The sequence below is a fragment of the Streptomyces bacillaris genome (assembly GCF_003268675.1).
Lineage (GTDB): Bacteria > Actinomycetota > Actinomycetes > Streptomycetales > Streptomycetaceae > Streptomyces > Streptomyces bacillaris.
This window is the reverse complement of record NZ_CP029378.1, coordinates 67516-90004: the sequence shown is the minus strand read 5'-3', so window position 1 is coordinate 90004 and position 22489 is coordinate 67516. Positions and strand designations below refer to the sequence as shown.

General features: G+C 73.8%; 19 protein-coding genes and 1 pseudogene. 9 read left to right on the top strand and 11 right to left on the bottom strand.

Annotated features, from left to right (window positions below; translation table 11 throughout):
• Positions 1-50 precede the first annotated feature (50 nt).
• The 5 genes and pseudogenes from DJ476_RS00330 to DJ476_RS00310 all read right to left on the bottom strand — a co-directional run bounded on the left by DJ476_RS00330 (position 51) and on the right by DJ476_RS00310 (position 7047).
• Complete coding sequence (locus DJ476_RS00330; RefSeq protein ID WP_112489500.1) at positions 51-1082, bottom strand: DUF5914 domain-containing protein; 1032 nt, start codon at positions 1080-1082, stop codon at positions 51-53.
• Positions 1079-2092, bottom strand: a complete 1014-nt coding sequence (locus tag DJ476_RS00325; RefSeq protein WP_112489499.1) for a phytoene/squalene synthase family protein — start codon at positions 2090-2092, stop codon at positions 1079-1081. The genes DJ476_RS00330 and DJ476_RS00325 overlap by 4 nt, the downstream gene beginning before the upstream one ends.
• Positions 2089-3606: a phytoene desaturase gene (locus DJ476_RS00320; protein WP_112489498.1), complete on the bottom strand. Its 1518-nt coding sequence runs from the start codon at positions 3604-3606 to the stop codon at positions 2089-2091. Before DJ476_RS00320 ends, DJ476_RS00325 begins: the two co-directional genes overlap by 4 nt.
• Positions 3603-4868 (bottom strand): polyprenyl synthetase family protein, encoded by a 1266-nt coding sequence (locus tag DJ476_RS00315; RefSeq protein ID WP_112489497.1) that lies wholly within the window; start codon positions 4866-4868, stop codon positions 3603-3605. The genes DJ476_RS00320 and DJ476_RS00315 overlap by 4 nt, the downstream gene beginning before the upstream one ends.
• 254 nt (positions 4869-5122) lie before the next feature.
• A pseudogene (locus tag DJ476_RS00310) lies at positions 5123-7047 on the bottom strand (HtaA domain-containing protein).
• 195 nt (positions 7048-7242) lie between these two features.
• Between DJ476_RS00310 and DJ476_RS00305 the strand changes: the two are divergent.
• Positions 7243-7995, top strand: a complete 753-nt coding sequence (locus tag DJ476_RS00305) for a HEAT repeat domain-containing protein (protein ID WP_112489496.1) — start codon at positions 7243-7245, stop codon at positions 7993-7995.
• A 3-nt stretch (positions 7996-7998) separates the two neighbouring features.
• Positions 7999-9003, top strand: coding sequence for a MerR family transcriptional regulator (locus DJ476_RS00300; protein WP_112489495.1), 1005 nt, complete (start codon positions 7999-8001; stop codon positions 9001-9003).
• 24 nt (positions 9004-9027) lie between these two features.
• Here DJ476_RS00300 and DJ476_RS00295 read toward each other — a convergent pair whose 3' ends face one another.
• From DJ476_RS00295 to DJ476_RS00280, 4 genes are all read right to left on the bottom strand, one after another.
• Entirely contained in the window at positions 9028-9939 is a 912-nt protein-coding gene (locus DJ476_RS00295) for a class I SAM-dependent methyltransferase (RefSeq protein WP_112489494.1), read from the bottom strand.
• A gap of 115 nt (positions 9940-10054) precedes the next feature.
• A complete protein-coding gene (locus DJ476_RS00290; RefSeq protein WP_103420795.1) occupies positions 10055-11143 on the bottom strand; it encodes an NAD(P)-dependent alcohol dehydrogenase in 1089 nt (362 codons plus the stop codon).
• Positions 11140-12525, bottom strand: a complete 1386-nt coding sequence (locus DJ476_RS00285; protein ID WP_208853561.1) for an aldehyde dehydrogenase family protein — start codon at positions 12523-12525, stop codon at positions 11140-11142. Before DJ476_RS00285 ends, DJ476_RS00290 begins: the two co-directional genes overlap by 4 nt.
• Before the next feature lie 65 nt (positions 12526-12590).
• A complete protein-coding gene (locus DJ476_RS00280; protein ID WP_070200121.1) occupies positions 12591-13343 on the bottom strand; it encodes a (5-formylfuran-3-yl)methyl phosphate synthase in 753 nt (250 codons plus the stop codon).
• Between the two features lie 268 nt (positions 13344-13611).
• Here DJ476_RS00280 and DJ476_RS00275 point away from each other — a divergent pair, with 268 nt between their 5' ends.
• From DJ476_RS00275 to DJ476_RS34745, 5 genes are all read left to right on the top strand, one after another.
• The gene (locus DJ476_RS00275) at positions 13612-13791 is read left to right on the top strand and encodes a hypothetical protein (RefSeq protein WP_026237474.1); all 180 of its coding nucleotides are present in this window, start codon (positions 13612-13614) and stop codon (positions 13789-13791) included.
• An 86-nt stretch (positions 13792-13877) separates the two neighbouring features.
• Positions 13878-14600 (top strand): HemK2/MTQ2 family protein methyltransferase, encoded by a 723-nt coding sequence (locus tag DJ476_RS00270; RefSeq protein ID WP_240676766.1) that lies wholly within the window; start codon positions 13878-13880, stop codon positions 14598-14600.
• Positions 14584-14874 carry a CDGSH iron-sulfur domain-containing protein gene (locus DJ476_RS00265; RefSeq protein WP_103420797.1) on the top strand — a complete coding sequence of 97 codons (291 nt, stop codon included), beginning with the start codon at positions 14584-14586 and terminating at the stop codon, positions 14872-14874. Before DJ476_RS00270 ends, DJ476_RS00265 begins: the two co-directional genes overlap by 17 nt.
• Positions 14874-15884, top strand: a complete 1011-nt coding sequence (locus tag DJ476_RS00260) for an iron-containing redox enzyme family protein (protein ID WP_112489493.1) — start codon at positions 14874-14876, stop codon at positions 15882-15884. The genes DJ476_RS00265 and DJ476_RS00260 overlap by 1 nt, the downstream gene beginning before the upstream one ends.
• A 180-nt stretch (positions 15885-16064) precedes the next feature.
• Positions 16065-16232, top strand: coding sequence for a DUF6381 family protein (locus DJ476_RS34745; protein WP_018487791.1), 168 nt, complete (start codon positions 16065-16067; stop codon positions 16230-16232).
• 34 nt (positions 16233-16266) lie between these two features.
• Here the strand turns inward: DJ476_RS34745 and DJ476_RS00255 are convergent, their stop codons facing one another.
• Together DJ476_RS00255 and DJ476_RS00250 are read right to left on the bottom strand one after the other, a co-directional pair.
• Positions 16267-17022, bottom strand: coding sequence for a transporter substrate-binding domain-containing protein (locus tag DJ476_RS00255; protein WP_103420803.1), 756 nt, complete (start codon positions 17020-17022; stop codon positions 16267-16269).
• A 43-nt stretch (positions 17023-17065) separates the two neighbouring features.
• On the bottom strand, positions 17066-19477 hold the full coding sequence (locus DJ476_RS00250) for a polysaccharide lyase 8 family protein (RefSeq protein ID WP_112489492.1): 2412 nt from the start codon (positions 19475-19477) through the stop codon (positions 17066-17068).
• 354 nt (positions 19478-19831) lie between these two features.
• Between DJ476_RS00250 and DJ476_RS00245 the strand changes: the two genes are divergently transcribed.
• Both DJ476_RS00245 and DJ476_RS00240 read left to right on the top strand, forming a co-directional pair.
• A complete protein-coding gene (locus DJ476_RS00245) occupies positions 19832-20935 on the top strand; it encodes a substrate-binding domain-containing protein (protein WP_103420807.1) in 1104 nt (367 codons plus the stop codon).
• A 241-nt stretch (positions 20936-21176) separates the two neighbouring features.
• Positions 21177-22484: an ABC transporter substrate-binding protein gene (locus DJ476_RS00240; protein WP_112489491.1), complete on the top strand. Its 1308-nt coding sequence runs from the start codon at positions 21177-21179 to the stop codon at positions 22482-22484.
• The last annotated feature ends 5 nt before the right edge of the window (positions 22485-22489 follow it).

Sequence of the window (22489 nt, the reverse complement as noted above, 5' to 3'; positions counted from 1 at the left end):
GAGGCGCGCGGGTCAGCCCAGGCAGTGCCGCTGACGGAGAGGCGCGCGGGTCAGCCCGGGAAGCGTCCGCTGTCCCGCAGCTCCCAGCGCCTCTCCGCGTACGCCAGGTCGTCCCGCCACAACCGCCCGGCCGAGGCACGCATCAGCGGGCGCAGCAGCGGAGCCGCCGCCCGGGCCACCGCGAACCCGCGCCGGTCCGACGCGGCCACCACCGCCTCCGTCACGGCGGTGCGCGGCCGCCCATGCTCATCCGGGGCGAGCGGGGTGGCATGCGTCTCCACCACGGACCCCGCCCCCTCGCCCGCCACGATGTGCATGACGACCGTACGGGGCTCGGGCGCCGTGAACCGGGCGCGCACCGGCACCACCAGCCGCCCGGCCACCTTGAACGACACGTCGACCAGGAACCCGTCGTCATCCGGGGAGTCCGCCGGGGAGCCGCCCGGGGAGTCGTCGGGCGTTCCCGTCACCGTCAGGTCCACGAAGGAGTACGGGTGGAACCACGCCCCGTGCCACGGATCGAGGCGGTTGGCCACCACGTCCTCCGGCTCACAGCGCCCCACCTCCGCGTACACCGCCTCCACCGCCTCCCGGACCCGCGGCCGGACCGGCACGTACGGCCGCTCCGACGGCGTCTCACCGCCCACGGCATCGAGCCGCACCCAGAGCAGGACCCCGTCGTCGAAGGCCGGGAAGGGATCCCACCCGGCGAACGGCCCCCCGTCCAGGGCCAGTCCGTGCCAGTGGCAGACCAGCGTGCCGCAGCGCACCGGGCTGTCGCGCAGCGGCGCCCCGAGGTGCGGGCACGCACCCGGACCCGCCCGGAGCCGCCCCTCGCCGTCCCGCCAGGCGACCACCTCGGTGGTGGCGACCGTGATCCCGAGGGTGCGCCCGGGCGGCAGGTCGCGCGAGGCGCCGATGACGTACCAGTTGCCGGAGGGCCGGCTCTGCGCCCGCTTGAGGGCATCGGCGATCAGCCCCGGTTTCGCCTCCCGCCACGTCGGCGCCTGCCGGTCCCAGGGGACGGGCGCCCGCCGCAGCCGCAGCGGGATGCGGCCACGGCGCCCGGGCGCGGGGCTCATACCGGCTCCTTCTGTACGGGGGCGGTCGCCCGGGGCCGGGCGGGGCGGGGCCCCGTGACCGGGCCGGGGGCGTGCCGCTGTGCTCTGCGCGCGGCGACCGCCCGGACCAGCCCGTCCAGCGCCACGACCGCCCGCCGTCGGCGCGGCACGACCGACCGGCGGTGGAGGACCGCGTAGCCGTCGGCCTCGATGGCGTCGAGAATGCCGCTGTAGAGCACGGACGCCGTACGGATGCAGGGCCGTGACACCGGGTCGAGCATCGCGATCCCGGGCAGGGCGTCCCGGTAGACGGCCCGGTTGTGGGCGGCGGCGGCCCGCAGCACATCGGTGATCCGCGTGTCCCGCGCCCCCGTCCGCCGACTCCACTCGAACCGCTCCCGGTCCGCCCCGTGGGCGCCCAGCAGTTCGGCCGGGAGGTAGAGCCGGCCCCGGTCCAGGTCCTCGCCCACGTCCCGCAGGAAGTTGGTGAGCTGGAAGGCGACGCCGAGCGCGGCCGCGTGCGGAGCGGCTTCCTCGCGCGGCCCGACGGTCCCGAGCACGGGCAGCATCTGAAGGCCGATCACCGCCGCCGACCCGTGCATGTACCGGCCCAGCTCCTCGTACGAGGCGTAGCCGCCGACCGTGAGATCGCTGCGCATGGAGGCCAGGAAGTCGGTGAAGTGCCGGTGGTCGATCCCGTACCGCCGCACGGTGTCCGAGAGCGCCAGGATCACCGGCTCGGTGACGGCTCCGGTCCGCCGCAGCCCCGACTCCAACTGGGCCTCCAGGGCGAGCAGCGCGCGGGCGCGCTCCCCGGGGCTCGCCGTGCTGTCCAGGTCGTCCACGATGTCGTCGGCGTGGCGGGCGAAGCCGTACAGGGCGTGCACGGCCGGGCGCCGGTCGACGGGGAGCAGCCGGGTGGCGAGGAAGTACGTCCTGCCGTGGCGCGCGTTGAGCGTGCGGCAGCGGGCGTACGCAGCGCGGAGGGCGGGGTCGTGGACGGCTGCGGCGTCGAGTTCACGGACGGTCATGCGGAGGCGCCTTTCCGGGCGGGGCGGGGAACGGTACGGGGGCCGGTGATCCTCTCCGCCGCCAGCTTCCCGGAGATCAGGACGGTCGGCACGCCGACGCCCGGCGTGGTGCCGCACCCGGCGAGGACGGCGTTGGCCGTGCCCCGTACGAGGTTGCGCGGGCGGAACGGGCCGGTCTGCGGGAACGTGTGGGCCACCGCGAACGGGGTGCCCGCCGCATGGCCCTGGGCGGTCCAGTCGACCGGCGTGACCAGCCCTTCCTGCTCGATCGCCGCACCGAGGCCGGGCATCTCGCGCCGCTCCAGCTCGGCCAGCAGCGCGTCCCGGTAGCGGGGGCCCAGCTCCCGCCACTCCCGTACCCCCGGCCCGACCTCGGTGTTGGGACAGGGCGCCAGCACGTAGTGGAGGTGCTTGCCGGGCGGGGCCAGGGCGGGGTCGGTCGCGGTGGGGCGGGTGATGAGGAGCGAGGGGTCCGACATCAGCCGTCCGGTGCGGGTCAGCTCCCGGAACGTGCTCTTCCAGGCGGCGCCGAACGAGATGGTGTGGTGGGCCAGCTCCGGCCAGGTGCGGTCCGTGCCCGCGTGCAGGATCACGGCGGAGGGGGAGTGCCGGAGGCGGTGCGGCCGGTGCGGGGTGCGGCCGAGCAGCCGGTAGGCGACGGGCAGGTCGGGGGTGAGGACCACGGCGTCGCAGGGAATGCGCTCCTGGTCGGTGACGACGGCGGTGACACGTTCACCCGAACGCTCCAGCCGGGTCACGGTCCGCCCGTACCGGAGATCGGCGCCCGCCTCGGCGGCCGACTCCGCCAGCGCGCGGGGGAGCGCGTGCATCCCGCCCTTGGGGAAGTAGACCCCGGCGATCGTGTCCATGTAGGCGATGACGGCGTACGCGGCGAGCGCGCGGGCCGGGGGGACACCCGCGTACAGCGCCTGGAAGGAGAAGACCCTGCGCAGCCGTTCGTCCGAGACGAAGCGCCCGATCCGAGCGTCGAGCCGACCGAAACCGCCGAGGGCGGCGAGCCGCACGAGGTCGGGGTGGGCGAGCTGGAGCGGGGAGTCGAAGTTGGCGTCGATGAAGCGGCGCATCTGCACCCGGTACAGGCGCTCCAGCCAGCGGCGCAGCCGCCGGTAGCCGACCGCCTGCCGGGCCCCCGCGAACCGTTCGACCGCCGCCTCCATCGCGGCCCCGTCGGTGTGCACGTCGAGCTGGGAGCCGTCCGCGAACCGGGCCCGGTAGGCGGGGTCCAGCCGGATCAGCTCCAACCGGTCGGCCGTCCGGTCCCCGACCGCCGCGAACGCTTCCTCCACCAGTTCCGGCATGGTCAACACGGTGGGCCCTGTGTCGATCCGGAAGCCGCCCGACTCCAGCAGCCCCGCCCGTCCCCCGGGCACCGCCTCCCGCTCGACCACCGTGACCCGGCGGCCCGCGCCGAGTAGATGCAGAGTGGCGGAGAGCCCCGACAGCCCGGCACCGACCACCACCACATGGTCGGTGGGCCCCTTGACTGTGATCACTTGCTGTGTCCTCCTTCGGCCGTCGTCAGGACCTGGTCCGCCGTCCGGCCGTCGTGTCCGTGCGGTTCGTCGGCGGGGGCCGTGGGGGAGTGGCCGGACCGGCCGCCGGAGACCGCCCGCACCAGGCCGAGCAGCTGGCGGCCGCCGTACGAACGGATGTCGACGGCCTCACCCAGACGGCGTACGGCCTCCTCGCCCAGGTGCTCCGCCTCCCGCTCCACATGGGCGCGTGCCCCGGTCGCCTCCAGGACATCCCGTACGTTCCCGAGGTCGTCCTCGGTGACGTCCGGGTTCCCCACCGCGCGGCCGAGCACGGCCAGTGCCCCTTCGTCGCCCGCCGCTTCGGCCCGCTCCCGGGCGATGGCCAGGAGATAGGTCGGCTTCCCCTCGCGGATGTCGTCGCCGGACGGCTTGCCGGTCAGCCCGGGGTCCCCGAAGACGCCGAGCAGGTCGTCGCGGAGCTGGAAGGCGATGCCCGCGCTCCGGCCGGCCAGGCGCAGCGCGGCCGTGGTGCGCTCGTCGGCATCGGCCAGGGCGGCTCCGAGGAGCAGGGGCCGTTCCACCGAGTACAGGGCGCTCTTGAGGCAGGCAGTTCGTAGCGCCCGCGTGGCCGAGGAGTCACCGGCCACCTGGCCGTGCAGGTCCAGGAACTGACCGGCGACCATCTCCGTCCGCATGGACCGCCAGATGGCCCCGACCCGCCGTCGTACGGGGGTGGGCAGCGCCGTCTCCGCCACGGTGTCGTCGGCCCAGACCAGCGCGAGGTCCCCGGCCAGCACGGCCGCCGAGGTGCCGAACGCCGAGCCCCGCTCCGACTCCGGGGAGAGACCCGCCGAGGCGGCGAGGCCGATATGGACGGCGGGCTTCCCCCGGCGCAGCCGCGAGCGGTCCATCACGTCGTCGTGGATCAGCGCGCAGGTCTGGATCAGCTCCAGCGCCACCCCCAGCCGCAGCGCGGCCGCCGTGGCGGTGGCGTCCCCCGCGCCGCAGGCCCGCATCCCCCACCACAGGAGCCGGGGGCGCAGCCGCTTACCGCCCTCCAGGGTGAAGTCGCGGACCCGTCCCGCCAGCTCCTCCGCGAACGACGCATCGATCTCCGACGCCTGGGCGACCCGTTCCGCGAGCACGGTGCGCGCGGTACGCAGGACGGCACCGACCACATCCGCATCGACGGCCCCGGCCCCGCAGGGCGAGGGGCCCGGGCCCACCGGGAGCGGGCAGGCGGCGGCGAAGGAGTGTTCCACGGCCGGGGTACGGGCCATCCCACGTCCTTCCTCCGGTCAGGGCGGTGGCGAACCGTTCGTCACTCCTGTCCCTTCCGCACTTGTACCCCGTACGGATGCGATGCGACGGGGCCGATCGGGCGGAAGCGCACCGGGCGGGGCATCGGCCCCCGTACGGGCCGGGCGCGGGGAGTCGGCCCGTACGGCCGGACGGCCGGTCACCTGCGGGCGGGATGCCTGCGGTGACCGGCCGTCGGACTCGGTGTGGGGGATGCGCGGGAGGCGCGTGCGGGTCAGCGCACGTCGACGTAGTCGCCGCCGCTGGTGGTGCCCAGGCGGGCGGAGGTGCCCTTGAACTGGGCCTCCCAGGTGCCGTCCTGCTTGGCGGTGAAGCCCTTGGTGAAGACGCCCTTGCCGTTCGTGCGGACGGTCGCGAGCCTGCTCCACTTCTTGGAGCCCTTGGCCTGGAACAGGATGTCCACGGAGTGGCCGGAGGTGTTCTTCCAGCTCCCGTCCAGGGTGCGCAGGGTGCCCTTGACCGTGATGGTGCGGCCCTTGCGGACCGGCCCCGGGGACGCGTTGAAGCCGGAGACGGAGGTGCGCAGCTTGACGTCCACGTAGTCGGCGTAGCTGGTGGCGGCGGAGCGGTCGGCGGTGCCCGCGGAACGGGCGCGCCAGGTGCCGTCCTTCTGGGCGGTGGCCGAGGCGGTGACGGCGCCCTTGGCGTCGGTGGTGACCGTGGTGACCCGGCTCCAGGTCTTGGATCCCTTCGCCTGGAACTCGATCACGACGGACGTCTTGGCCAGCGGGCTCCAGGCGTTGCCGGTGGCCCCGGCGGTCTGGAGGGTGCCGGATATCTTGAGCTTGCTGCCCTTGCCGACCGGCTCCGGGTCGGCGTTGAAGGAGATGATCCGGGCGGGCACGGCCGTCACGGTGAGGGTGGCGGCCGAGGTGGCGGTCGCACCGGAGACGTTGGTGAACACGGCCCGGTAGCGGTGGCCGTTGAGCGCGGCGCTCGCCTTCACCGCGAGGGTGGGGGAGGTGGCCCCGGCCACGGTGTTCCAGGTCGCGCCCCGGTCCGTGCTGCGCTCCCAGCGGACGGAATCGTGGCCGGTCGCGGCGGCGGTGAACTCGGCGGTGGCGCCCGAGCGGACGGTGCGGGAGACCGGCTGCCGGGTCACGACGGCGCCCGGGACGGCAGCGGCGAACCGGAGCGGCTGGGCGACGTCCTGGGCGCGCGAGGGCATCCAGGTCGGGTCGGTGCCGTCGTGCGAGTTGAAGGTGGTGAGGAAGCAGGCGGTCGTGAGGCAGTTGACCGTGGTGGTGCCGGAGGTGAACCTCTCGGTGAGCTTTGCCGTCAGGGTGAAGGTGCCGTCGACGCCGACCTGTCGGATCCAGGCCTCGTTGCCGTAGACAGCGGGGTACGTGGTGCCGGGCAGGGCGACGGTCTGCGCCAGGTACACCCCGCGGCCGGGCTGGTAGCCGGAGCCCTGGACCGTGACCTCGGTCTCGGCGCCCAGCGCGGTGACCTGGCTGACCGTCAGGGTCGGGACGCTGATACGGCCGCCGATGGCGAGGGCGTCCAGGACCGTGCCGGTCGGGTACATGGGCCGGCCCTGGAAGGCGAAGATCTCCGCGCCCCTGGCGGTGAGGGCGGTGGTGATGCCCTTCCAGTCGAGGGTGTTCCCGGCGAGGGTCCCGGTGGACGCCTCCAGCGTGGCGAGCGGCACACCGGCCGTGGTGACCGGGGCCTGACCGGCGACCAGATCGGTCGTCACGTCCATGTGGAGCGTGCCCTGGCCGTTCTTGAGGACGACCCGGGGGTTGGCGAGGGTGATGGCGGTGATGCCGCGGCCGGGCACCGCGTAGGTGACCGAACCGCCGAAGCGCACATCGGCGGAGCGCTTGGCCGTGTCCACCGCACCGTGGTTGACGGGGTAACCGATCAGCCCCGCCCCGTCCTTGGTGGCGCCACCGGCCACGGTCACCGAACCGCCCATGGACGTCACATAGCGGACCCAGGACTCCTTGAAGCCCCAGGAGGACTCGCCGGCCACCAGGATCGGCGCGGCCGCCGTCGTGGTCCCGGCCTGCTGGGCCTGCGCGGCGACGGCGGGGCCCGGGCGGCGGATGCGGGAACGGCGAGGACACCGGTGCCCAGGGACACCACGGTCAGGGCGGCGAGAGCGGCCAGACGGCCACGGCGGGGCATGGACATGCGCTGCATGTCTCCTTCGGGGACGGGCACGGGCAGCCGGTGGGCAGAGCTGTGCCCTGGACGAGTACAGAAGTAAGAAAGGGGGGATACCGGCTTCTCGCGTGGGACCCGAACACGACAATCGTCATATTAGGTGAGGCTGCCTAAATGTCACCGCAGGGTGGTCGGCGCCCGCTCCCGCTTGACCTTGACACGATGACAAGGTCTTCACTGCGGACCGAGGAGGTGGTCTCGATGACGGTCACGGGACAGGACACGAACAGGAGCAGGGACACGGAGACGGACGCGGACGTGGACACGGACACGGCACGGGCGATCGGGGGACTGGCCGACGACCGCGCGTCCGTACGGCTGCGCGCCGCACTGGCGATCGGCTCGGCCCCCGACCCGCGCTACATCGGCCCGCTCGTCGAACGGTGCGCGACCGAGCCCGAGTTCTTCGTCCGCGACATGCTGACCTGGGCGCTGAACCGCCACCCGGTGACCCTGACGCTCCCCGTGCTGCTCCACGAACTCCGCTCGGAGCGTCCGCAGGCACGGAGCCAGGCGCTCCACACCCTGTCCAAGATCGGGGACCCACGGGCCTGGCCCGCGATCACCCGGGCGCTGCTGGCCGACCCCGACGACGAGGTGGCGCGGAGCGCCTGGCGGGCCGCCGCCGTGCTCGTACCGGAGGGTGAGGAACCCGCGCTGGCCACGGTCCTGGCCAGCCAGCTGGGGCGCGGCGGCCACGAGACCCAGCTGAGCCTGAGCCGGGCCCTGGTCGCCCTGGGGGAGCCCATGGTGGCGGCCCTGCTCCCCGCCCGTACGGCCGCCGACCCGGCCGTACGCGCCCACGGGCTCGCCACCGAGAAGCTGCTGCGCGACCCGGAGACCAGCTTCGCCTTCGCCATCGAGGAGGCGAAGCGCGTCGTGGCCCTCGGCGGCTCCGGCCAGGAGGGACACTAGGGCGTGTTGATCGGTGAGGTGGCGCGACGGTCCGGGGTCAGTGCCCGCATGCTCCGGCACTACGAGTCGCTGGGCCTGGTGAGCCCTTCGGGCCGCACCGGCTCCGGCTACCGGGAGTACGCCCCGCAGGACATCCGGCGGATCTTCCATATCGAGAGCCTGCGGGCGCTGGGGCTCTCGCTGCGGGAGGTCAAACGGGCCCTCGCGGACGGCGACTTCACCCCGTCCGCGCTCGTCGAGGACCTGATCCGCCGGACGCGGACGCGCATCGAGGCGGAGACCGAGCTGCTCACCCGGCTGCGCGGCATCCATGCCGCCGGACCCGCCGACTGGGAGGACGCCCTCCAGGTCGTCACGCTCCTCCAGGCACTCGGGTCCACGAGCGCCGACGCCCGCCAGCGCGCGGCCCTCTCCTCGGCCGACGACATCCCGGTGCCGGTGGAGGCCCTGGTCGAGGCCGTACTCGCGGAGAGCGATCCGCATGTCGCCGGGGCCCTGCGCTGGGCCCTGGCACGCTCCGGCGAGGGCGCCCCCGCCCTCCTGGCGGCGGGCATCGGCTCACCGGTGGCCGCCGTACGGGAACGCGCCGTCCGCTCCCTCACCGAACTGCCCGGCGACCAGGCCGCCGCAGAGCTGCGCGAGGCCCTCGCCCACCCCGACCCCGTGGTCCGGGGCCAGGCCGCCCTGGCGCTCGGGACCCGGGGCGACGCCGACGCCGTCCCCGCCCTCCTCGACATGATCGTGGGGGGCAGGAACGACACCGACGCGGCCGACGCGCTCAGCGTGCTGGCGGGCGACACCGCGACGGCGGACCGGATCGCCGCCCGGCTCGTCGACCGCCTCGGCCGGGACACCACCGGGGCGCCCGCACGCGGACGGCTGACCCAGGCGCTGGCGGGCATCCCGGGGACGGCGGCGTCACACGCCCTCACGGAGCTGGCGCACGACGCCGACCGGGCCGTCGCGCTGACCGCCACGTACCTCCTCCGCCTGCGCGACGAACCGTGACGGGCCGTCCGCCGGGGCGCGCGGCTACGACCCCCGGGGCTTGTCCGCGAACACCCACCGGTTGCCCGCCAGCGCGTCGTTCGGCTCCGGCAGCGGTCCGCGCCCGTGCAGCCGGGTGAAGTCGAACGGGGTGTGCACCGCGGTGGACCACCCCCGCTCCGCCAGTCGGCCCGCGGAGTCGGGACGCGGGGAGAGATCGAACAGGTCCAGCAGATCGATGCCGATCTGCTCCCTCGTCGCCGTGTAGAGCGCGCTGTCGCGGTACGCCAGCAGGTCCTTCTCCAGCTTGGCCTCGAAGGCCAGCGCGCTGCCGCCGGCGGTCAGCCGGTCCACCGTGTCGACGAGATACGTCTCGGCCGCCGGGGGCAGATAGAACAGCAACCCCTCGATCAGCCACACGCTCGGCGCCGCCGGATCGAACCCGGCGCCGGGCAGGGCACCGGCCCAGTCGTCCCGCAGATCCATCGGGACCGGTACGCGTGCCGCCTTCGGGACGGCCGCAACACCGTCGAGCACCTGGTGCTTGAAGGCCAGCACCTCCTCCCGGTCGATCTCGAAGACCACACACCCGGCGGGCCACCCCAGCCGGTACGCCCGCGAGTCCAGCCCCGCGCCGACCAGCACCACCTGGCGGACGCCCCCCGTGCGCGCCGACCCGAGCAGGAAGTCGTCGAGGACCCGCGTCCGCAGCCCGAAGTACCGAGCGAACCGCCCCCACAGCGGGTTCGCGTCCCCGTCCGTCACCTCCTCCGGACGGACCGGCCATCCCTTGGAGGCCGGAGCGGCGAGCACGAAGTGCTCGGCGAAGACGTCCTGCGCCAGGCTGTCGGGGCGGTGGGTCTCGATCGCCCGCGCCGCGGCGACCAGCAGAGCCGTCACCCCGACCCCTCCGGCCACGCCCTCCACGCCGGTGTTCCGGTGCGCTGTCTCGACCATGCAGGTGCTCCCTCGGTACGTGGAAAGTGGAAATGCGCCGGTGGTACGCGAATGCGCGGGCGCTACGGATGCGCGGGCGGTGCGGAACGCCGTGCCCGCACGGAACGCACCGGCCTCACGGAATGAGGACCGGCTTCACCACGAGCCCCGCCTCGCAGTCGCGCTCGGCCTCGTTGATGTCGGCGAGCGGATACGTACGGATCAGCTGGTCGAAGGGGAACAGCCCGGCCCGCCACAGCCCGGTCAGCCGTGGGATGAGCAGCCCCGGCACCGCGTCCCCCTCGCAGATGTGGGAGACCCTCCGCCCCCGGTCCAGAGTCCCCGGCTCCAGCGCGAGCGCGGTGTGCAGCCGGGCCACCAGGCCGAGATGGCCCAGTGGGCGCAGCGCCCGGAGCGCGTCGTTGATCAGCCGGCCGGACCCTGTGGTGTCCAGCGCGTACTGCGCGCCGCCGTCCGTCAGCCGCCGGATGCGGTCCGGCAGACCGGCCGAGGCCGCGTGCACCGGGACCGCGTTCAGCTTCTCGGCGAAGGCCAGCCGTTCGGGGTGCCGGTCCACCGCCACGGCCACCGCCCCGGCGGCGGTGGCCGCCATGACCGCGGCCAGGCCCACCGCCCCCGCGCCGAAGACCGCGACGGTGTCGCCGGGCCCGGCGCCGAAGGAGTTCAGGACCGCTCCGGCGCCGGTGAGGAAGCCGCAGCCGAGCGGCCCCAGCAGCTCCAGGGGGAGCGAGGGATCGACCCGTACGGCATTGCGGGCCGGGACCATCGCGTACGCCGCGAACGAGGACTGGCCGAACCACCGGGGGGCGAGCGCGCCCCCGGCCGCATCGGTGAACCGCCCGGCGTGCTCCGGGCGTCCGCCGAAGAGGTTGAGCGCGGCGAACCGGTCGCAGTAGGCGGGGGACCCGGCCAGACAGCCGCGGCAGTGCCCGCAGGAGTCGAAGCCGAGCACCACATGGTCGCCGGGGCTCAGCCCCGTCTCCGGGCCACCCGTCTCGACCACCACCCCGGCCCCCTCGTGGCCGAGCACCGCAGGCAGCGGCGAGCGGCCCGCCGAGCGGCGGACGGCCAGATCGGTCCGGCACATCCCGCAGCCCGCGATCCTCACCAGGACCTCGCCCTCGGCCGGACCCGCGTCCAGCTTCACCTCCTCGACGGTGAACGGGTCCTCGTACGAGCGCAGCACCGCCGCACCGAACTTCATCGGCCCCCCTCCATCGGACGGTGCACGACGAACGGCCGGAGGTTTCCGTAGAGCCCCCACGGCCCGCCCGCGACACCGACACCGCTGTCCTTGATACCCGCGAAGGGCTGGTCGAGGGAGAGTTCGGCGTGGTGGTTGATCCACGCCGTCCCGCACTCCAGCCGCCCGGCCACCTCCTCCGCCCGGTCCAGGTCGGTCCCCCACACCGAGCCGCCCAGGCCGTACCGCGTGGCGTTGGCCGCCTCGACGGCCTCGTCGAGATGCCCGTACGGCAGCACCGGCAGCACCGGACCGAACTGTTCCTCCATCACCACCGGGCTGTCCGGCGGGACATCGGTGAGGATCGTCGGGGCGTAGAAGTACCCCGGCCGGTCCAGCCGGTGCCCACCGGCCACGGCACGCGCCCCCTCCTCCAGGGCATGGGCCGTGCACCGCTCCACCCGGGCCAGCTGGGCGGCGTTGTTGACCGGCCCCAGCTCCGTACCGGGGGCGAGACCGGACCCGACGACGACCGTCTTCGCCCGCTCCGCCAGCGCCTCCACCACGCGCGCGTGGAGCTGTGCCGGGGCGTACACGCGCTTGACCGCCATGCACACCTGCCCGCAGTTGCGGAACGCGGCCCAAAACAGCCGGTCGGCGACCGCCTCCACCTCCACGTCGTCCAGCAGCACGGCGGCGTCGTTCCCGCCCAGCTCCAGGGTGACCCGGGCGAGACCGGGCGCCGCCCCCGTCGCCACGGCCCGCCCGGTGGGCACCGAACCCGTGAACGTCACATGCCGGATCCCCGGGTGCGAGGCCAGCAGCGCACCGAGCGGCTCCCGGCCCGTGACGACGGTCAGCACACCCTCCGGGAGCGCGGCGGACAGGACCGACCCCAGCAGCCGGGTGGCGAGCGGGGTGAAGGGCGAGGGCTTGAGCACCACCGTGTTGCCCGCGGCGAGCGAGGGCGCGAACTTCGCCGACGCCAGCTGTAGGGGAAAGTTCCACGGGACGATGGCGGCGACCGGACCCAGCGACCGCCAGCGGATCTCGCTGTGCACCGGCCTGCCGTCGGTGATCGTCCGGGTCTCGGGCGCCATCGCGGCGAAGTGGCGCAGCCGGGCCGCCGTACGGGCGATCTCCGCGTACGACTCGGCCAGTGGCTTGCCCTGCTCCCGGGTGAGCAGCGGAGCCAGCTCCCCGCCCGCGGCCTCCACGGCATCGGCCGAGGCCAGCAGAGCGGCGGTACGGGCTTCGGGGTCGGCCCGCCAGCCCGCCCAGGCCTCCCGGGCCCGGCCCACGACGGCGTCCAGCTCGTCGGGCCGCTGGTCGGGGGCCTCGTCGAAGGCCTCCCCGGTGGCCGGATCGACGACGGCGAAGCGCTCACGGCGGGGGTGCGACAGGAGGGGCGGCCGGGATGGGGCCGTCGATATGCCTGAGGGGGGCCGGCGCGGCCCCGTTCCGGCGTTCAGCGCGCGGCCACGGTCGTCGCGTGCTCCCGGGCGTGCCGGTCCATCTCCGCCCGGAAGGCGGCCACCAACTGCGGCCGGATCCGCCCGGCGTTGCGGTCGCCCCCCTCGCAGACCGCCCCGCGCACGCCCACGATGTCCGTCCCGATCCGGGTCAGCGTCCCCAGGTCCTCCGCCTTCACGCTCCCCGCCAGCGCGGCCAGCAGCCCGGCCTCGTGGGCCTGGCGGACGAACTCCTCGCACGCGCCGGGCGGAACGTGGTCGAACAGCCGCGTCCCGTCCTTGACCGCGGTGTCCAGCATGGCCGCGTCGGAGCCCGAACGGCGGGCGATGTCGGGCAGCGCGAGCGGGTTGACGCAGCCGATGCGGTGGGCGTCGGCATAGCCCGACGCGACGACGAACGCGTCCGGCCGGAAGTCCTTGACCGCCCGGACCACCCCGCTCATGACCTCGACGGCCTGCTCGGGCGTCGAGCACCCGTAGAGGCCGACCTTGATGTACGTGGCCCCGGAGACCGCCGCGCCGAGTGCGGCCTGGGCCACCGTCCCGGGCTTGTACGGCACGTCCCCCACGGTGGCCGAGACCGGCTTGTCGGCCGGGACCGCCCCGCGGATCTCCCTGATGACCCACGGGAAGTTCGCGCCGAGCGACCCCTCGTCGGGCTTCTTCACATCGACGATGTCGAGGTGCTCCGCCGCCTTCGCGCACTCGAGGGCCTCTTCGACACCGTCGGGGGAGATGAGAAGCAGCAACGTGGATTCCTTCCACCGCGGGACCACCCGCCCGGGGGCGGGTGCGCGGATTCGCCGGGATCTTGTGCGGTCCGGCCCATCCTTGCCCCGGCCCGTGGCCCCCGGCAGGGCGCGAGGGATGGCGAACGGGGTACTGACCCGACGCCCTCACGCCCCCGCGGTGCTTCTTCAGGCTGCCTAACTCCGTGATTCATGGGAACACGGCTCTCACCCCACCGGGACGGACGCCATGAACCCCACGGGGACGGACCCGACGAAAGGAATCACCATGCTCGGTATAGCCGCGGCAGTGCTGTTCTTCATCGCCTTCCTGATCAACGCGGCGGACATCTCGACCAACGACGTGTTCGCCTCGACCAACGTCATGCTCATCGGCCTGGCCCTGCTCGCCCTGCACGTGGCCGGGGTCGGTTCCGGTCTGCGCACGGGCGCCTCCCGCCGACGCTGACGCGGGTGACGTACCCCAGGACAGTCACGCTGAGCGACCTTACGAATGGCGCCACGAACAGAAGGAGCGGAGCCTTGACAGGTGGCATGACCGACGATTCGCACGTGCTGGAGGTGCCCGTGTCCGCTGCCGTGCCCACGCTGACCGCTCCCGGAAGGCCGGGCGTCCGCACCCTGCCCGGGGTCTACGCGCCCCAGCACGACACGCTCCTGCTGCTGAGGGCCTTGGCCCGGGAGACCGTCCTGCCCGGCTCCGACGTGATCGACCTCGGCACCGGCAGCGGCCTCCTCGCGGTGGCCGCCGCACGCCGGGGCGCGCACGTGACCGCCGTCGACGTCGGCCGCCGCGCCGTGCTCACCGCCCGACTGAACGCCCGGCTCGCCCGGCAGCGGGTCACCGTCCACCGGGGCGACCTGGCGGACCCGGTGCCGGGCCGGACGTACGACCTGGTGCTCAGCAACCCGCCCTACGTGCCCTCGCCCCTCGGCCCGCCGCCCCGGCGCGGGAACGCCCGCGCCTGGGACGCGGGGCACGACGGGCGGGCCGTGGTGGACCGGATCTGTGACGCGGCCCCGTACCTCCTGCGCAGGGCGGGTGTCCTGCTCATGGTCCACTCCGAACTGACCGGCACGGAGGAGACCCTGCGCCGTCTCTCCCGTGGCGGGCTCAAGGCCGCCGTCAGCGACACGGCGGACGTGCCGTTCGGGCCCGTCCTGCTCTCCCGGCTCTCCTGGCTGCGCGGCCGGGGCCTCCTGGGCGAGCACACCGACAAGGAGAAGCTGGTGGTCATCCGTGCCGAACAGCCCTGACCGCCCCACCCGCCCGACCCGCGTCACTCTCGGGGCGGACGGCCCCCTGCTGGTGGAAGGACCGGTCGAGGTGGTCGGTGACGACGGCACCCTCTACACCTCCCGCCGCTTCACCGCCGCGATCTGCACCTGCCGCAGGACCCGCACGTACCCGTGGTGCGACACCAGCCACCGCCGCCGCGTGAAGCCCGGAGAACGGGACCCCCGGGAGCGCAAGCCCGGCGAACCGGAGAAGGGCGCCGGGGGCGGCGACCGTACGGATGGAGCCGCCTGATGCCTCCCCACCGTGAACCCCGGCGCCGGAGCCCCCCGCTCCCCACCCCGCGCGGCCCGCTCTCGTACGAGGTCGTCACCGCCCTGCGCACCGGCCAGGATCCGGAGAGTGTCGCCACCACCGACGCGGACCCCTTCGGGGACGACCTCCACCTCGCCCTCTACACCCTCTACGAGCTGCACTACCAGGGCTTCGCGGACGTGGACGAGGACCACGAGTGGAGCCCCTCCCTGCTCGCGCTGCGCCGCTCCCTGGAACAGCCGTTCCTCGCCGCGCTCCGGGCCGCAGCCCCCACGGACGGAACCGTGGACACCGCCCTCGCCGGACTCCTGGTCGAACCCGTCGGGGACGACGGCCACGGCGTCAGCCACTTCCTGCGGGACGACGGCGAGCTGTGGCAGCTGCGCGAGTACGCCGCCCTGCGCTCGCTCTACCACCTCAAGGAGGCCGACCCGCACGCCTGGGTGATCCCGAGGCTGTACGGGCGGGCCAAGGCCGCGATGGTGGCGGTGGAGTTCGACGAGTTCGGCGCCGGACGCGAGGCGGACGTCCACGCCCGCCTGTACGCCGAGCTGATGGAGGACCTGTCCCTGGAGACGGCGTACGGGCACTACCTCGACGTCGCCCCCGCCGAGGTGCTCGCCACCGTCAACCTGATGTCCCTGTTCGGGCTCCACCGGTCCCTCAGGGGCGCCCTCGTCGGCCACTTCGCCGCCGTGGAGGTCACCTCCTCGCCCGGCTCTCGCCGGCTGGCCGCCGCTCTGAAACGCGTCGGCGCGGGACCGGCCGCCCAGCGGTTCTACGACGAGCACGTGGAGGCCGACGCCGTCCACGAGCAGGTGGTGCGCCGCGATGTCATCGGCGGACTGCTCGCCCACGAGCCGGAGCTGGAGCCCGACATCGCCTTCGGTATCGAGGCCACCGGGCTGCTGGAGGACCGCCTCGCCGCCCGCCTCCTCGCCGCCTGGCGGAGCGGCTCCACGGCGCTGCGCGCCGCCCCGTCGGCCTGAGGTACGCCCACCGCCTCCACCTGCGGGTTGTCACCGTACGTAACCGCACGAGATGCGGCCGGGCCGGACTCCGGTGACGCTGGGGCTCCGGTCGCGCACGCGGCAGCTGTCGCCGACGGACCCGGACCCCACCGCGTCCCGCCCCGCGCCCCGCGCGGACCCACGACGGAGGACACCCCCATGGACCTGCCCGACATCCCGCTGGAACGCACCCGCCGCACCCGAGAGCGGGCCGAGGAGCTGGGCCGCGCCGCCGACCGGGCGACCGACCCCGAGCACCGGCAGCGCCTGAGGGAGAAGGCCCGGCGCCTCCTCGGCGAGGAGCTGGAGGGCCGGGAGGGAAGCTGAGGGGCCTGGCGCGGCCCGGTCGGTCCGCCCGGGCTCAGGCGGGGAGTTGACCGGCCGGGGCCACGAGCGCCCCCTCGATGCCGTGCCGCTCCAGCGCGTCCGCGACGAACCCGCTCGCCTTCATCTCCTCCACGAACGACGCCAGCACCTCCTGGGCCGCCGTACCCCGGGCGGCCGGGATGCCCATGGCCTGCTGGATCACCATGAACCGTCCCGGCAGCACCCGTACCCGGGGAGCGCGCCGGGCCTCGCCCTCCAGCAACTGGCGGATCCCGGCGGCCACTTCGACCTCCCCCTCCCGCAGGGCGGCGAGCGCGGCGGGGGCGCCCCGCAGCCGTACGATCTCCGCGTGCTCGATCGCCCGGGTGAGGAAGAGGTCGTAGGCGCTGCCCGAACCGACCGAGATCCGGGTCCCCTCCCGGTCCACCTGCTCGTTCCCGGTCACGGCCGATGCCTCGGGCACCAGATAGCTGCCCTCGATCAGCACATAGGGAGCGGTGAACAGCAGCCCCTCGCTCCGCGCCGGGTCCACCGCGAAGAACCCGAGGTCCGCCTTCTCCGCCTTCACCGCGTCCACCGAAGCGGCCGCCTCCTCGAACACCACGAGTTCGACGGGGACCCCGAGCCGCCGCCCGAACTCGTACGCGAGGTCGACCGACACCCCGACCGGGTCGCCGCTCTCCGGGTTCCGGTTGGCGAGGATCGGGTTGCCGAGGTTGATGGAGGCGCGCAGCGTGCCGTCGGGCGCGAACGCGGGGACCAGGGCCGGAGCTATCTGCTGCTGGGTCATGCCGGCGAGTCTACGAGCCGACCCCCTGGCCCCCGCGGTCCCCTCAGGCCAGCCGCACCTTCACCGTCTGCGTCGCTCCCCGCGTACCGGAGAGATCACCGAACACCAGCCGCAGCGAGGCCCCCGTGGTCGCCGTCGTCACGGTCGCGGGCTTCGAGAGGACCGAGGAGACGGCCCGGTTCCAGGTGAGGGTCAGGCTCGTCCGGGCCCGCATGGGGTCGCCGACGCAGACGGTGGCCGTGCCGTCGGTGTGCTCGGTGACCATCACCGAGCAGGGGGCGTCCGCCACCAGAGGCCCCACGGTCCCGCCGAACCAGAAGTTGACGGCGGTCAGCCCCAGCGAGGGCACCGACACCCCTTGCTGGTCATCGGTGTTGGCGAGCACCCGCAGCCAGCCGGTGTCGGCGGCCCGGGCTGCGGTCCGCTGCTCGGAGGCGCCGGGCAGCAGCTGATAGGCGTACGAGGCGTCCGCCGGGTTCTGGCCGTGGTCGACCCAGAGCGTGAGATAGGTGCGGGTCAGCGTCTCCGTGGAGCCGCCGGTGTTGATGTCGCGCCACCGCCCGGACCGGTTCTCGCGCAGCGCCTTGACGGTCGCCCCGCCGGGGAAGACATAGCCGCCGTGCCCGCCGAGATGGGCCCAGGAGGCGCCCGTCAGCGTGGCCGACCACGGCCGGGTGACGGGTTTGGCCGAACCGTCGACGGTGAAGGGGGCGTTCCCCACCGGGCCCAGGTTCCGGTTGTCCACCGTGGTCTCCACCGCCGTACCGTCCTGGCAGCGGATGCCCGCGCCCAGGCAGACCACGGTGTCGTCCAGGAAGAACCACGACTTCTTCGCCAGCAGCGTGCTGGACAGCCCCTTCAGGTACTGCCCCACCGCCGCCCGCTTCCCGTCGGTGACCCCGCCCACCCAGTTCACATCGGGCATCGCCGCGCCCCAGTCGCCGCCCGCCCCGTTCGCCAGCACCTTGCGCGATGCGGTGGTGCCGGGGAGCCGGTACGGGTCGACGGTGGGCCAGAACGCGTCGCTGTACTGGCCGTTGGCGAAGGTGTCGCCCCACCAGTAGAGCATCCCCGACCCGGTGTGCCAGCCGCGCAGGTTCTCGCCGTTGCCGGTCTCGTAGTACGTGATCCGCTTGTCGGCCATGGAGAGGGCGGCCGCCCAGCCGGGGCGGCGGTGGGTGGCGCGGGCCATGTCGGGGAAGAGGCGGTGGCCCTCGGGCTCGGGGAGCGGGGTGAGCGAGGTGTCGTCCAGGACGGACTTCAGGCGGGCCAGGCCGGTGAGACTGAGCGAGGGGTTGCTCAGCGGCGGGCTGTAGTAGTCGCGCTGGGCCCACCCCTTGACGAGCGAGCGCCACCGGGTGTTCTCGGCGGCCGACGCGCCCCGGCCGAGGAGCACGATCGAGGCGAGGATCGGGTGGCCGCGCCGGTGGTCGTCGACCTCGCCCCGGCTGATCGCGCGGCCCGCCACGGAGTCCATGACGAGCCCGTTGTAGAGGAACGGCGCCCAGGCGTTCTCCACCGCGTCGAACACCACCTGCCGCTTCGGGTCGGTGACCTCCCACGCCGTCCCCTTGAGCAGGGCGAACAGCAGTCCGAGTCCGCCGAGCATCACCGATCCGTAGCTGCCGGTGTAGGGGACGGTGGTGTGCTGGATGAACGAGCCGTCGGCGTAGAGCCCGTCGCCCTTGGTGACCAGCGGGAAGACGGGGGAGAGGGCGTCCCGGGCGAGCGCGATCTTGGCGGCCGTCCCGCCGACGACCCCGCGCAGGGCGAGCACCCGGCACAGGTCGACCCGGTTCGCCCCGGTGCTCGTACCCGTGTACGAGGCGACGGCGGAGTCCGGTACGAAGTGGTCGACGGCGGCGCAGTACCGCCCGAGCTGCGCCGGGGTGAGGGCGTCGTACATCAGCACGCAGACGTCCAGCAGGGCCTGGGGCGCGCCGATCTGCCAGCTGTACCAGTTCCCGTACCGCACCTGCCCGGCCTTGTAGACCTGGCTGTTGAGGTGTTCGAGGCCCGTCACGATGGCGGCGCGCAGCGCGGAGTCGCCGGTCAGGCCGGTGCCCTGCTGCCGGTAGGCCTGCGCCATCGTGTTGAGCCGGATGAAGCTCTCGGCCATCTTCGCGGAGAAGCCGTACGACTCGGGGTCGGTGTCCGGGTCGGGGTCGGCGTACACGGCGTCCGGCCAGAGTGAGCCGTCCGCCGGGGCCAGGGTGTCCCGCCACCCCCGGGCCTGGATGCCCAGCGCGGCCAGCCGGCTCTTGAAGGGTTCGGCGGTCGGGCTGAACCCCTCGCCGAGGATCAGGGAGGTCCAGGTGGCGCGCAGCGCGGCGTACGCATCGTCGGAGGAGGCGGCATGGGCGCGCGGCGTGGCGAGCGCGAGGGCGCCGCCGGCCGCGGCGGTGAGGACGGCGGAGGTGGCGAGGAAGGTACGACGGGACCAGGCAGACGTCATGGGGGATCAGCTCCGTGTCGGGGTGGCTCGTCGCGGCGGAACCGGTGCGCCGGGCGCTGACCAGGCCCCTGGATCCGACTGTTCTGAGCGGTTCAGAGCGGGCAGGGCACTTTCTAACAGCCACCCGGCAACCCGCTCAATAACTTTGGCCGAATTGATCGTGTTGATCGGTTCGGTATCGGTGTAAGGCGCCGACACGAGCGCAACGAGTCTGTCAGCGAGCTCCGCTGCGAGCAGGGACGGAACCGCCGGGGGGATCGTTTCGAGCGGATGCGATCGATATGGTTGAGGGGGGCGGGGCCACCGTCACAGCCGTCGTCCGAGACCGGCGGACCGAAGAGACCAAGGGGATCCATGCGACTCCACGTCGACCAGCGCCACGAGCGGGTGCTCCAGCTCGTCCGCGAACGCGGCAGCCTCCGTGTCGCCGAACTGGCCGAGGAACTCGGCATGTCCGCGGTCACCCTGCGCAGGGACGTGGAGGCGCTCGCGGCCCAGGGCCTGGTGGAGCGGATGCATGGCGCCGTGGTCTGGCCCTCGGGCGCCCCCGGCCCGGCCCCCGCCCCCGCCGTGCCCTCCGCCGAGGGGCTGGTGGTGGGCATGGTCGTGCCGACCACCGAGTACTACTACGCGGACGTCGTGCGCGGCGCCCGCGAGACGGTCGAGGCGGCGGGCGCGCGCCTGACCATCGGGCTCTCCCGCTACCTCCCCGACGAGGACGCCGCCCAGGCCCGCCGCCTGCTCTCCACCGGCGCCGACGGCCTCCTCCTCACCCCGACCTGGGAGAGCGGCCGGCCGGAGGCGGGCGAGGGGCTCTGGGCCGCCGAGCAGGAGACCCCGGTCGTCCTGGTGGAGCGCTGGGCCCCGATCGGCCACCCGGCGGCGCGGCTGGACCGGGTGCGCTCCGACCATGCCCACGGCGCCGCGGAAGCGGTCGCGCACCTGGCCGGACTCGGCCACCGCTCCATCGCGCTCGCCGTGCAGGAGAGCCCCACCGCCCCCCGGCTCAGGGCCGGTTACGCGGCCGCCGTGGCGGCGCTCGGGCTCAGCCCGGTCCCCGCCTCACCCCTGGAGGACGCGCCCTCGCGCTCGGAGGCCGACCGCTTCGAGCGGACCCTGGAGTATCTGTGCGAGGGCGTGGCGAGCGGCAACGTCACGGCCGCGATCGTGCACAGCGACGCCGACGCGATCGTCCTGATCCCGCGCCTCCAGGCTCGCGGTGTGCGGGTGCCGGAGGACCTCGCGGTGATCACGTACGACGACGAGGTGGCGGCCCTGGCGGATCTGCCGCTCACCGCCGTGGCGCCGGACAAGCACGCGGTCGGCGCGGCGGCGGCCAGGCTCCTGCTCTCCCGGCTGGGCACGCCCGACAAGGACTCCGCGGCCCGCCGGCACCTCGACATCCTGCCCACCCTCAGGGTCCGGGGCTCCTGCGGAGCGGCGGGAGCCGACTCCTGACATGAGCCGTCCGGTACCCATGTGACGTACCGCCCCGACAGCCGTACCCCGGGCCAACAGGCCCTGCGGGTACGGCTTTTCGCGTACGCCGGAGGGGTGCGCGCCCTCGTTGCCGCCACGTTACCTGGTGATCGATTCGATTGAATTGGTCGTTTGCTCTTGACGGTGATCGGTTCGGCGCAAAATGATGTGTGCCGTTCGCCTCATCTCCCGCAGTTCGAGGTCCCGTAGGAGCCGGCCCATGTCCCGTACGCACCGCACCACCCGCCTCGCCCTCGCGGCGTCCGCCGCCTCACTGGCCCTGCTCGCCACCGCCTGCGGTGGCGGCTCGGGCCCGGACGCGCAGGCCCCCGGCGACGGCAAGCCCGTCACGCTCACGTTCTGGTCGGCCACCGCGGGCGCCAAGGAGACGGCCGAGGCGTTCAACAAGACGCAGTCCGACATCAAGGTGCAGTTCTCGCTCGTCCCGGCGGGCCCCGAAGGCGTCACCAAGCTCTCCAACGCGGTCAAGGGCGGCAACGCCCCCGACATCGCCACCATGGACTACTCCGCCCTCCCCGAGTACGCGAGCGAGGGCAACCTGGAGAACCTCACCGCCAGCTCCGGCGAACTGGTGAAGAAGGAGTTCCCCGAGGCCGTCCAGTCCCTGGTCAACCTCGGCGGCTCCACCTGGGCCGTCCCCTTCGACGTGACGCCCATCCAGCTCTACTACCGCAAGGACCTCTTCCAGAAGCACGGTGTCGAGGTCCCCACCACCTGGGCCGAATACCGCACCGCCGCCGAGAAGATCCACCGGGCCGACCCGGGCCTCACCATCACCAACTTCGGCGGCGGCGACCCCGCCCTCCTCTCCGGCCTCGCCTGGCAGGCCGGCGCCCAGTGGTACGGCACCAAGGACGACGCCTGGAAGGTGAACATCGACGACCCCGCCTCACGCAAGGTCGCCGCCTACTGGGACGGCCTCCTCAAGGACGGCCTCGCCTCCAAGACCCCCCTGTGGGGCGAGGGCGAGACCAAGGAGCGCGCCACCGGCAAGGTCGCCACCATCATCGGCGCCGCCTGGAGCGCGGGGAACTTCCCCGTCAGCTACCCCGACAGCAAGGGCAAGTGGGGCATAGCCCCGCTCCCCACCTGGGACGGCACACCGAGCACCGGCATGTACGGCGGAACCTCCTACATCGTCCCCAAGGGCAGCAAGCACACCGAGGCCGCCGCCCGCTTCATCGAGTGGGTCACCACCGACCCCGAGGCCATGACCGCCCGGCTCAGCTCCCTCAAGACCCCCAGCAGCGCCCTGCCCGCCAACGAGGGGATGCGCGCCGCGGCGGCCAAGAAGTTCGACGGCTCCTACTTCGACGGCCAGGACGTCTACAAGCTCGCCGGTGAGGCCGCCGCCACCATCGTGCCCGGCTGGACCTGGGGCCCGGTCCAGCAGCAGGTCACCTCGGCGCAGATGGCCGCGGGCGGGGACCACACCAAGATGCTGAGCGCCGGACAGGCGAAGGGCGAGACCGCGGTCAAGGACCGCGGCCTGAAGCTCGCCCAGTAGCCCGG